Raw genomic sequence first — 12833 nt, 5'->3', positions numbered from 1 at the left:
GAAGGAATTGAAATATATCAGCAAGATTAAACTGAAGAGTTTGATCCTGGCTCAGAATGAACGCTGGCGGTAGGCTTAACACATGCAAGTCGGACGGAAACGATGAAAAGCTTGCTTTTCAGGCGTCGAGTGGCGGACGGGTGAGTAACGCGTGGGAATCTACCCTATAGTTGGGGACAACATATGGAAACGTATGCTAATACCGAATATGCTCTACGGAGTAAAGGTGCCCTCTCCTTGGAAGGTATCGCTATAGGATGAGCCCGCGTGAGATTAGTTAGTTGGTAAGGTAATGGCTTACCAAGGCAACGATCTCTAGCTGGTTTGAGAGGATGATCAGCCACACTGGGACTGAGACACGGCCCAGACTCCTACGGGAGGCAGCAGTGGGGAATATTGCACAATGAGCGAAAGCTTGATGCAGCCATACCGCGTGTGTGAAGAAGGCCCGAGGGTTGTAAAGCACTTTCAATTGTGAGGAAGATAGTGTCGTTAATATCGGCATTGTTTGACGTTAACTTTAGAAGAAGCACCGGCTAACTCTGTGCCAGCAGCCGCGGTAATACAGAGGGTGCAAGCGTTATTCGGAATTACTGGGCGTAAAGCGCGCGTAGGCGGATTATTAAGTCAGTTGTGAAAGCCCTGGGCTCAACCTGGGAACTGCATCTGATACTGGTAGTCTAGAGTTTAAGAGAGGGAAGTGGAATTCCAGGTGTAGCAGTGAAATGCGTAGATATCTGGAGGAACATCAGTGGCGAAGGCGACTTCCTGGCTTAAAACTGACGCTGAGGTGCGAAAGCGTGGGTAGCGAACGGGATTAGATACCCCGGTAGTCCACGCCGTAAACGATGTCAACTAGTTGTTGGTCTTATTAAAAAGATTAGTAACGCAGCTAACGCGATAAGTTGACCGCCTGGGGAGTACGGTCGCAAGATTAAAACTCAAAGGAATTGACGGGGGCCCGCACAAGCGGTGGAGCATGTGGTTTAATTCGATGCAACGCGAAGAACCTTACCATCCCTTGACATGTAGAGAACTTTCTAGAGATAGATTGGTGCCTTCGGGAACTCTAACACAGGTGCTGCATGGCTGTCGTCAGCTCGTGTCGTGAGATGTTGGGTTAAGTCCCGCAACGAGCGCAACCCTTATCATTAGTTGCTACCATTTAGTTGAGAACTCTAATGAGACTGCCGGTGATAAACCGGAGGAAGGCGGGGACGACGTCAAGTCATCATGGCCCTTATGGGATGGGCTACACACGTGCTACAATGGGGGGTACAAAGAGCAGCCAACTGGCAACAGTGCGCGAATCTCAAAAAACCCTTCGTAGTCCGGATTGGAGTCTGCAACTCGACTCCATGAAGTCGGAATCGCTAGTAATCGCGGATCAGAATGCCGCGGTGAATACGTTCCCGGGCCTTGTACACACCGCCCGTCACACCATGGGAGTGGATTGCAAAAGAAGTAGGTAGCTTAACCTTCGGGAGAGCGCTTACCACTTTGTGGTTCATGACTGGGGTGAAGTCGTAACAAGGTAGCCCTAGCGGAAGCTGGGGCTGGATCACCTCCTTTAAGATAAAAATGGTTGCGAGCTTAAGTGAGTTTTCACATAAATTGTCTCTGAATTACATGAAAGTACAAACTGGGGCTATAGCTCAGCTGGGAGAGCGCCTGCCTTGCACGCAGGAGGTCTGCGGTTCGATCCCGCATAGCTCCACCAAATTCAATTTGGGGAGCCTGCTCCCCAAATAAATATTTGGGTCTGTAGCTCAGTTGGTTAGAGCGCACCCCTGATAAGGGTGAGGTCGGTGGTTCAAATCCACCCAGACCCACCAATTTTTAGTTGATCTTGAATCTTTTTACTTGCTCATTTGCTTATCGCAAACTTCGCAAATAAAAATATCCAACCTCAAGCAAAAATGGTACGTTTTAACAAAGATGCATTTCACTATCAATACGTTTTAAAGTAAAAAAGCTTTAGAATTTATTTACAGTGGAAAACACTGAAAGTTCTTTAAAAATTTGGAATAGATCTCTCGATTGAGGTTTTAAATGCAAACTTTACTTATTGATTTATCAATAGGCACTGTAGTTGGTTTAAGACTCAATCAATGAGAAGCCCAACGCTCAGCCGACATTTGAGCGTTGGGTGTGGTAAGTCTCCCTTCCAGGGGCTTACCACGCAAAACTGGATAGTTTTTAAGCATTGCTTAGAAATTATCAAGTATAGGTAAAATATATAATTGAGAATACTCAAGCGTATATCATGACAGCGAAAACAGACAATTCATGTTGTTTGTTTTAAAACTTTTAGTTGCATACTCTCATCAGACCTTATAAACAGAAGCTTAATGATTAAATGGTATAGCTACCAAATTAAGTGGAGTTAACAAAAGGCATAAGGTTATTTTTGAGTTGTATAGTTAAGTGACTAAGCGTATACGGTGGATGCCTAGGCAGAAGAAGGCGATGAAGGACGTAGTAACTTGCGATAAGCCACGGGGAGCCAGTAAACATGCTTTGATCCGTGGATTTCCGAATGGGAAAACCCATCCAATATGGATATCCTGCTTGCAGGAGGCTAACCCGGGGAACTGAAACATCTAAGTACCCGGAGGAAAAGAAATCAACCGAGATTCCCTAAGTAGCGGCGAGCGAACGGGGACCAGCCCTTAAGCATTTATAAGATTAGTAAAATAGTCTGGAAAGTCTAACGATACAAGGTGATAGTCCTGTATACGAAAATCTTTTAAGTGTGAAATCGAGTAAGACGGGACACGAGAAATCCTGTTTGAAGATGGGGGGACCACCCTCCAAGGCTAAATACTCTCTTCTGACCGATAGTGAACCAGTACCGTGAGGGAAAGGCGAAAAGAACCCCTGAAGGGGAGTGAAATAGAACCTGAAACCGTGTACGTACAAGCAGTAGGAGCCCCTCATTAAAGGGTCTTTATCCGAGCGATAAAATGCTCAAAAGCGAAGCAGTGTTTGAACAAGGTCGTTATTTTAGATGAGAACCGTAGCGCAGTGTAGCCAAAGCTACATGAGCAACGGAAGTGAATCAAAATGGCGAGATTGTCAAACAATGCAAGCGGAAGATTTTTTAATGAGGGGTGACTGCGTACCTTTTGTATAATGGGTCAGCGACTTACATTATGTAGCGAGATTAACCGAATAGGGGAGTCGTAGGGAAACCGAGTCTTAAATGGGCGACTAGTTGCATGGTGTAGACCCGAAACCGGGCGATCTATCCATGGCCAGGTTGAAGGTGCCGTAACAGGTACTGGAGGACCGAACCCACGTATGTTGAAAAATGCGGGGATGAGCTGTGGATCGGAGTGAAAGGCTAATCAAGCCCGGAGATAGCTGGTTCTCCTCGAAAACTATTTAGGTAGTGCCTCATGTATCACTGTTGGGGGTAGAGCACTGTTATGGTCTAGCGGTCCGTCAAGGATTAGCAGCCCATTGCAAACTCCGAATACCAACAAGTGCAATCATGGGAGACAGACTGCGGGTGCTAACGTCCGTAGTCAAGAGGGAAACAACCCAGACCGCCATCTAAGGTCCCTAAATATTACTAAGTGGGAAAGGATGTGGGAAGGCTCAGACAGTCAGGAGGTTGGCTTAGAAGCAGCCACCCTTTAAAGAAAGCGTAATAGCTCACTGATCGAGTCGGCCTGCGCCGAAGATTTAACGGGGCTAAGTAATATACCGAAGATGCGGATGCCGTAAGGCATGGTAGAGGAGCGTTCTGTAAGCCTGCGAAGGGGCATTGTAAAGTGTCCTGGAGGTATCAGAAGTGCGAATGCTGACATGAGTAGCGATAAAGGGAGTGAAAAGCTCCCTCGCCGAAAGACCAAGGTTTCCTACGCAACGTTAATCGACGTAGGGTTAGTCGACCCCTAAGACGAGGCCGAGAGGCGTAGTCGATGGGAAGCAGGTTAATATTCCTGCACTAGTTATTACTGCGATGGAGGGACGGAGTAGGCTAAATCAGCCTGGCGATGGTTGTCCAGGTTTAAGGATGTAGGCAGATATCTTAGGTAAATCCGGGATATTAATGCTGAGATCTGATGACGAGTCCTCTTTTGGACGAAGTGATTGATGCCATGCTTCCAAGAAAAGCTTCTAAGCTTCAGGTAATAACTAATCGTACCCCAAACCAACACAGGTGGTCAGGATGAGAATTCTAAGGCGCTTGAGAGAACTCGGGTGAAGGAACTAGGCAAAATGGTACCGTAACTTCGGGAGAAGGTACGCCCTCTTAAGTGAAAGACTTGCTCTGTAAGCTCTAGAGGGTTGCAATAAAATGGTGGCTGCAACTGTTTACTAAAAACATAGCACTGTGCAAAATCGAAAGATGACGTATACGGTGTGACGCCTGCCCGGTGCCGGAAGGTTAATTGATGGGGTTAGCTTAGGCGAAGCTCTTGATCGAAGCCCCGGTAAACGGCGGCCGTAACTATAACGGTCCTAAGGTAGCGAAATTCCTTGTCGGGTAAGTTCCGACCTGCACGAATGGCGTAATGATGGCCACACTGTCTCCACCCGAGACTCAGCGAAATTGAAATCGCAGTTAAGATGCTGCGTACCCGCGGCTAGACGGAAAGACCCCGTGAACCTTTACTACAGCTTTGCACTGGACTTTGATACTATCTGTGTAGGATAGGTGGGAGGCTTTGAAACCGAGACGCTAGTCCCGGTGGAGCCAATCTTGAAATACCACCCTGATATTATTGAGGTTCTAACCTCGACCAGTGAATCCTGGTCAGGGACAGTGTATGGTGGGTAGTTTGACTGGGGCGGTCTCCTCCTAAAGAGTAACGGAGGAGCGCGAAGGTACCCTCAGCACGGTCGGACATCGTGCAATGAGCGCAAGAGTAAAAGGGTGCTTGACTGCGAGACTGACACGTCGAGCAGGTGCGAAAGCAGGTTCTAGTGATCCGGTGGTTCTGTGTGGAAGGGCCATCGCTCAACGGATAAAAGGTACTCCGGGGATAACAGGCTGATACCGCCCAAGAGTTCATATCGACGGCGGTGTTTGGCACCTCGATGTCGGCTCATCACATCCTGGGGCTGAAGTCGGTCCCAAGGGTATGGCTGTTCGCCATTTAAAGTGGTACGCGAGCTGGGTTTAGAACGTCGTGAGACAGTTCGGTCCCTATCTGCCGTGGGCGTTGGAAATTTGAGGGAGGCTGCTCCTAGTACGAGAGGACCGGAGTGGACGAACCGCTGGTGTTCGGGTTGTTATGCCAATAGCATTGCCCGGTAGCTACGTTCGGAAAGGATAACCGCTGAAAGCATCTAAGCGGGAAACCTGTCCCAAGATAAGATTTCCCTAGACTTTAAGTCTTCTGAAGGGCCGTTAGAGACTATGACGTTGATAGGCAAGGTGTGGAAGAGCAGTAATGTTTGAAGCTAACTTGTACTAATTACCCGTGAGGCTTAACTATACAACTCAAAAGTGACTTGTGATGATGAGACATTATCAAATTGACATTATCAAATGATAAGACATCAATGCCAAGCGATGTTGTGATATACCTTGACTATTATCGATTATATATGACATAAAAACCTAATTAATGTTGCATTGAGTGATCAGTGTGATGAATAGACGATCTATTCCAAAGAATTTTACGTGGTTGACTAATCTCAGCCCGTAACACCAAATTGCTTGGTGACAATAGCAAGATGGAACCACCTGATCCCATTCCGAACTCAGAAGTGAAACGTCTTAGCGCCGATGGTAGTGTGGGAGGTCCCATGTGAGAGTAGGTCATTGCCAAGCTTATATTCTAAAAACCCGTTATATCTCTGATATAGCGGGTTTTTTTTTGCTTTTTTTATGTGTTATTGCTATAAACACGTAATATATACTTAAATATTTTGTACAATTAAGTTTTTATTGTTGAGCTCTGCTATGTATCGTAAGTATTTTGGTTTAAATTCGCTTCCTTTTAAAACAACACCAGATTTGGATATGTTTTATAAGCATGGCTCTAGACAGGAAATCTATGAAGCGCTTTTATATACGATTGGACGAGGAGATGGCATTATCAAGGTGACTGGAGAAGTAGGAAGTGGTAAAACCATGCTTCTTAGACTGCTTGCTAGTAACCTAACAAATGATTTTGATATTATTTATATCAATTCTCCGAACTTGTCAGCTAAAGATATTGTTCTTTATATCTGCTCTGAATTGCGTCTTGAGGTCGATCCAAATAGTCAGAAATTTACTTTAACCAATGAATTGAAACAAAAATTGGTAGAGTTGCATTCTTCTGGGCGCAAAGTTGTCATGTTGATAGATGAAGCACAATCTATGACATTTGATGCTCTTGAAGAAATGAGGCTATTAAGTAATATTGAAACAGGACAGGATAAGCTACTTCAAATAGTGTTGTTTGGACAGCCAGAATTAGACCAGGCTTTAGACAATACCAAAATTAGACAATTAAAAAGTCGAATTTCATATAGCATGTATGTTCCTCCCTTAGAGTCTTCTGATGTTCAATCTTATTTAAATTATAGAATGCGTTGCGCAGGCTATGCGGGTTTAGATGTTTTTAATCTAAAGGTTGCAAAAAGAATTCAAAAAATAACAGGCGGTTTACCACGTAATATTAATGTAATTGCCGATAAAATTTTAATGTCGATGTATGGCTCTGGTGATAAAGTCGCTAAACTTAGTCACCTTAAAACATTACCTGAAATTGAAGTTCCTAATTATTCTATGTCGCGGAATTTATTATTGATTAAAGCATCACTTTTCGGGTTGGTGATGGGACTCGTAGTCATTTTAATTTATATATATTTCTTTAAGGAAAGTATTGTTAATAACCAATTAGGAAATGTTGTCTCTAGTTCGTCTAGTTTGGAAAATTCTTCCCAGTCAATTAATCAATCAAAACAAAATTTATCTACTTCACCCAAACAAGATGAACAAGGTCCCATATCCCATGACGGTCAAAATATTGACGATAACAAACTACAATCATTATCTGAAACTCACGAAAATAAAATAATTTCACGGCAAATAAAATCTCAGAGTCTTACAACTGAAGACATAAATTTAGGGGCTTTAGCAAAAAAAAATAATTACCAAATTAAAAATACTAGTGCTATTGTTGGTAATCAGGAACAATTAGAAAAGATCTTAAGGTATCATTCAAAAGGTAATGACTGGTTGAGTAGTCTAGATGATAGGTATGTGATTCAGCTGTCAACTAGACACATACGTAGTATAGATTCGACAGTTATGTTTTATGAGCAGTATAAATTGTTACCTTTAGTTCATGTTTTAGTGGACTATAATGACAACTTAAAAAACTTTAGACTTAAGGTCTTTTATAAATCCTCGGATAGTTTTTCAGAACTTAGTGAAGTTATTGAAAAATTACCTTCCAAGGTAAAATCTGCAAGCCCTTATATTGTGACAGTTAGACAATTGGCTCAAAAATTGCGTTATACTGATAAAAAATTAAATGAAATTGGAATTATCAATGAATAAACACATTAATTTAATCTCATCTACACTTATGGTGTTTAGTTTTGTCTTTATTTCAGGATGTCAGGATTCCGCAGTTAAAAGAGATTTACCTGCTCCACCAGTCTCAGCTGAATTTAAACCTTCTGGACATATTACGGCAAAAACTAAAATAAAAGATGTTGTTAATAATAGTTCAGATATTCCAGGTATTGTCAGTTCCCAAGTTCCCAAGTTACCGCCTCTTCGTGGCATGAAAAAAAATGATGTTTATTCTATATCTGCTGTTAACGTACCCGTTAATGAACTGTTATTTAAACTAGCTAAAGATGCAGGTAAGGAAATCGATCTGTATTCGGGCATAGCAGGTAATGTGACAATTAATGCAATAAACCAGCCATTAAATTCAATTTTAGAGCGTATTTCTGAGCAAGTTGGCTTTAATTTTTCAGTTAATAAAACTACCTTAGTGATTAAACCAGATTTTCCAGAATGGAAAAATTACAAAATTGACTATGTGAATATTGTAAAAAAATCTAAAGATACCATAGACATGAAAATGAACGTCTCTTCAGGGGCCGGAGGAACATCTTCAGGCGGGACTCCAGCAAGTTCAACTAAGGTATCTGTAGAGTCTGATCATAACTTCTGGGAAAAGTTAGAAAAAAATATTCAACTACTAGCGCAATTGGATCCTAATGCGAATCGTATCGTTATGCCAGTTGCTTCAGCTGGGCAACAAAAGCAATCAAAACCCTCGCCAGCTTTATCAAGCCTTTCACAGAATACGGTAATCAATCCAGAAGCTGGTTTGATATCGGTTTATACAACATCCAAAAAACATAAGGCAATTAAAAAGTATATTGAACAAGTGACTTCAAGAGCTGAAAGACAGGTACTAATAGAGGCTACCGTTGTAGAGGTTGTACTTAATGACAATTATCAAGCGGGGATAAATTGGTCTTTTTTTGGAAATAGGGCATTTGGTTCCGACGGAGGACTTAGTATAAGCTCTCCTTTTTCAGGTCCTACAGATGGCTTTTCTGTTGCAACATTAGATAATACTGGTGCAGCTGGAGGTGTAATAAATGGTGATTGGAATATCCTTGCAAACCTTAAGTTACTTAAGCAGTTTGGTGACACGAAAGTTCTTTCTAGCCCCAAAATTATGGCGATTAATAATCAGACAGCATTGCTTAAGGTCGTAGAGAATTTAGTCTATTTCACTGTTGATGTTACAACTACATTAGGAACGTCTACTACACAAGGAACGTCAACATATGAAACGGAGGTTAATACAGTTCCAGTAGGTTTCACGATGAGTGTAACGCCTTTCGTTAGTGAAAATGGGGGGGTAACTCTAAATGTACGACCTACAATATCAAGGGTTATTGACTATAAAGAAGATCCAAACCCTTCTCTAGTTGATAATAATGGGGATAGGATATCAAGTAAAATCCCTGTCATACAAGAGAAAGAGATGTCTTCTGTGCTTAAATTAAGAGATAGACAAACTGCAATAATAGGTGGTTTGATAGAAGATAATAATTCAAATAGCAGAACCGGATTACCTTGGGTAAGTGATGTACCTGTTTTTGGAGATTTATTTTCAGCTAGAGATGACTCAACTAAGAAAAGTGAATTAGTTATCTTTATAAGGCCTATTATTGTAAAAAATCCAGATATAGACAACGGTGATTTACAATCGGTAAGTCGTTTTCTCAAAACTGATAAACTTTAAAAAGTGATTTAACTGTGAGTGTATTGCTTGATGCTTTAAAAAAAGCAGCTGAAGAAAAAAATAATAAAACAGCTAATGTTGAGGATAATTCTGCGTCAGAATATGAAAGTACGTTAGAAGTTGAAGTTCCTGTAAAGCCAGAGATAGAAACACCCGTAAATAATGATGTTGTTTCAGGTGAGGATGTAAGTGCTGATAGAGTTCTTCCATCAGAGCCGCTTACAGAGCCGGATAATTTACCTCTTTTTACATTAAAAGAACCTTCTGCAGAACACCTAGATTCAGGTGTTAGTGATGAATCAATAAGCCCAACTAATGAAAATCCTCAACTAAACGAATCTGATAACATATCTTTACAATTACAAGCTGAACCTGCCAATAATGGTATGTCAATTGAATCATCAAATGATGGTGAACTGTCAGACTTAATTAACTCTTTAGATATTAGCTCCCCTGAGCAGGTTTTAGATAGAGATTTAGATCAAAAAAATGGTTCTCCAAATGAGATGTCTAAAGGTGTTGGTGATGATCTTTCATTAACTCCTGATAGCACTCAAACTCTAAATTATTCTGTTGATCAAGAACTCCCAACTGAATTCGCTGGTAATGAAACAAAATCCAAGGAAGATGATTTTAATTGGAGTATGGATAATTTACCTGGTTATGTTCCAGAGAATAGCGATTCATCTGAACCTTCCATAGATTCTTTATCACAAAATCCTATCCTAATTAATGGAGAGAATAAGCCTCCTAAGATAGAAAAAAAATCGAGTACATCAGTTCGAGTGATTGTCAGTCTTGTGGTGATTCTATTGTTTATTGGAATAGGATTTTATGGAATGCTTTATTATCAGGAGCAAAACGATGAGTTAGAGTTTAGTATGAAACGCTATAACTTAACGAAAATGAAATTACCTTCAGATAAAGTAAGCGGACGATCTGACAATCCTGATGTAACAGAATTGGAAGAATCTCCTTCTTTAAAGGCGAGTATTACAGATAAAATTATTAATGTTGGCGAGGCTATTAAAAATAAAGTCTCTAATGAAGTGGCTAACGAAGATGATAAACCACTAAACTTAAGTGAAGCGAAAGATGTTAATCTTACCGCGCTTAATGATATTAATCCTAAAGATAGAGTTGTTTCAAAAACAGTACAAGGAACTAAAACAAAGTCTAAACCACAGTTTTCTTCTAGACAAGGTGTAACAAAATCTCAGAAAGTCTATACACAGCGCAATAAGTTATCTAAGAACCCTAATAGAGAATCGCCATCAAATGTTTATAAGAGTGACAGTAAAACTGCTACCGTGGTTGTCTCTACGGCAAGATCTTTTGTCTCTAAAGCCTATGATGCATACCAGTCTGGCAATTTTAACCAAGCTAAAACATATTTTTCAGAAGCTTTAGATAAAGATGCAAATAATATTAATGCGATGCTCGGGCTAGCCGGGGTATCAGTAGCACAAAAGAAATACTATTCGGCAGTTAACTTGTATCAACAGGTTTTAGATAAGGATGCTAATAATTTATATGCGTTTGAGGCTATAGCGAATCTTTCAGGAATGATTGATTTTAATTCTCAATGGGAAAAAGAGCTGTCATCAATGGCTAAAAAATATCCGAACTCGGCAGTTTTGCAGTATGCATTGGGTAATCATTCTGCTAAGAAAAAAGATTGGCTTGCCGCTCAAGATAAATATTTTAATGCCTATGCTTTAGATACTTCAAATCCTGATTACATGGTGAACTTAGCGGTGAGTTTTGACCATCTAGGTAAATATGAATTAGCCGCTAAGTATTACACTCAAGCCTTAGGTTTTTCTGAAACGAAAAGTATCAGTTTTGATTCAAATAAGGTAAGAGATAGGCTTGTCTCTATCCGTCAATTTATTGTGAAAGGCCAATAAATGCAAACTCCACTACGTTTAGGAGAGCGTTTAGTTAAAGAAGGCTTTATTACTAATGATCAATTAAGTATTGCTTTAACTGAGCATAAAAAAAGTGGCCACAAACTTGGTGAAATCCTTGTTTCAATGGGTTTTGTTAAAGTTGAAGTTGTTCGAGAAGTTGTCGGGAACTATGTAGGCTATAGCTCCATGAGTTTAAAGGATGTGGTTCCTGATCCTAAAGCTCTTTCACTTGTATCAGAGACGTTTGCCCATAATTATCAATTGATTCCAATTAGTATTATGGATCATACCTTAAAAGTTGCCATGGCGAATCCTGGCGATATATTAGTTTTAGATAAACTTAAAAGACACTTACAGAACCCTAAAATTGAAGTACAACCTATACTTGTTGTTGACTCTGAGATTCAAAATGCTATCGATAACTATTATGGCTATGAGTTATCGATTGAAGGTATCCTCAAAGAGCTTGAAACAGGTAAAGCTGATCTAAGTTCCATATCAGTAAATAGTGAATATTCTCAGCCAATGGTAAGACTGGTTGATAATTTATTAACAGATGCGGTAAAACGGAACGCTTCTGATATCCATTTCGAGCCTGAAGAAGACTACATACGCATCCGTTATAGAATTGATGGGGTACTACAAGAAGTTAGATTACTTCACAAGATGTTTTGGTCCGGCCTGGTTGTTCGATTAAAGGTTATGTCTGATTTAGATTTAACTGAGCAACGTATTCCTCAAGATGGTCGAATGACTTTGATTGTACATGGTAGAAGAATCGACTTTCGTGTTTCTTCTTTGCCAGGAACACATGGTGAAAACTTTGTATTACGTATATTAGATAGAGAGAAGGGGATTGTCCCCTTAGATGATTTAGGATTAGATAAAGAGTCTTATGATGACTTGAAAATAATGATGGGGAGACCGACAGGGATTCTATTAGTTACTGGACCTACGGGCTCGGGTAAAACCACTACCTTATATTCAATACTCAATGAACTTAATGATGTTGGGGTCAATATTATGACCCTAGAAGATCCTGTTGAATATCCAATGTCATTGATAAGACAAACGCCAGTTAATGAAGAGATTGGTATGAGTTTTGCGGCGGGTATTAAAGCCTTATTGAGACAGGATCCTGATATCATCCTTATCGGTGAGATTCGCGATGCTGAAACAGCAGAAATGTCAATCCGAGCAGCAATGACGGGTCACCAAGTTTTTGCAACATTGCATACTAACTCTGCAATTGGTGCGATTCCGCGTTTATTAGATATAGGTGTTTCTAGATCTATTATGTCAGGGAATATGATTGGTATTGTGGCTCAACGTTTAGCACGTAAATTATGTAAACACTGTAAAGAAAGTTATGAGCCAGAAGAGTTTGAAAAAAACTTACTATCAATTTCTGAGGGCGATAATTACAAGCTATATAAAGCTAAAGGTTGTGATAAGTGCAACGGTGTAGGCTATAAAGGCCGCTTAGCGGTACTAGAAACATTACGTTTTACCTCTGAAATGGATGAGCTTATTTTAGAAGGGGCATCACAACATGCTTTACTTGAAAAAGCGATAGAAAATGGTTTTTCAACCATGGCTCAAAGTGGTATTCGCTGGGTAAAGCAGGGTGAAACAACACTTGAAGAAATTAGTCGTGTTGTCAATTTAACTGAGCTTTTATAGGTGATTT

The 12833-nt window shown here is 40.5% G+C and carries 4 protein-coding genes, 2 tRNA genes and 3 rRNA genes; all 9 read left to right on the top strand.

The genetic code is table 11. The annotated features are described in order from the left end of the window. Positions 1-28: 28 nt before the first annotated feature. The 9 genes from BS34_RS0108440 to BS34_RS0108400 all read left to right on the top strand — a co-directional run bounded on the left by BS34_RS0108440 (position 29) and on the right by BS34_RS0108400 (position 12826). Positions 29-1572 (top strand): 16S ribosomal RNA (locus BS34_RS0108440). A gap of 72 nt (positions 1573-1644) precedes the next feature. Next, a tRNA-Ala gene (locus BS34_RS0108435) sits at positions 1645-1720 on the top strand. A 38-nt stretch (positions 1721-1758) separates the two neighbouring features. Beyond that, a tRNA-Ile gene (locus BS34_RS0108430) sits at positions 1759-1835 on the top strand. Positions 1836-2421: 586 nt separating this feature from the next. Continuing rightward, positions 2422-5453 (top strand): 23S ribosomal RNA (locus BS34_RS0108425). Positions 5454-5676: 223 nt separating this feature from the next. After that, positions 5677-5791 (top strand): 5S ribosomal RNA (gene rrf, locus BS34_RS0108420). Together the 16S, 23S and 5S rRNA genes with 2 tRNA genes alongside form the textbook arrangement of a ribosomal RNA operon. Before the next feature lie 120 nt (positions 5792-5911). Next, the gene (locus tag BS34_RS12635; RefSeq protein WP_158660995.1) at positions 5912-7513 is read left to right on the top strand and encodes an ExeA family protein; all 1602 of its coding nucleotides are present in this window, start codon (positions 5912-5914) and stop codon (positions 7511-7513) included. Next, positions 7506-9230, top strand: a complete 1725-nt coding sequence (mshL, locus tag BS34_RS0108410; protein ID WP_029408086.1) for a pilus (MSHA type) biogenesis protein MshL — start codon at positions 7506-7508, stop codon at positions 9228-9230. The genes BS34_RS12635 and mshL overlap by 8 nt, the downstream gene beginning before the upstream one ends. 14 nt (positions 9231-9244) lie before the next feature. Next, positions 9245-11140: a tetratricopeptide repeat protein gene (locus BS34_RS0108405; RefSeq protein WP_029408085.1), complete on the top strand. Its 1896-nt coding sequence runs from the start codon at positions 9245-9247 to the stop codon at positions 11138-11140. Then, positions 11141-12826, top strand: coding sequence for a GspE/PulE family protein (locus BS34_RS0108400; protein ID WP_029408084.1), 1686 nt, complete (start codon positions 11141-11143; stop codon positions 12824-12826). The last annotated feature ends 7 nt before the right edge of the window (positions 12827-12833 follow it).

Source organism: Thiomicrorhabdus sp. Milos-T2 (assembly GCF_000702325.1).
Lineage (GTDB): Bacteria > Pseudomonadota > Gammaproteobacteria > Thiomicrospirales > Thiomicrospiraceae > Thiomicrorhabdus.
The sequence above is the reverse complement of the archived record's forward strand: the minus strand, read 5'-3'. Positions and strand labels throughout refer to the sequence as shown.

What these genes read in the sequence shown, in the direction of transcription:
- mshL (WP_029408086.1), top strand. Translation starts at nt 7,506, where the DNA reads ATGAATAAACACATTAATTTAATCTCATCTACACTTATGGTGTTTAGT.
- BS34_RS0108400 (WP_029408084.1), top strand. Translation starts at nt 11,141, where the DNA reads ATGCAAACTCCACTACGTTTAGGAGAGCGTTTAGTTAAAGAAGGCTTT.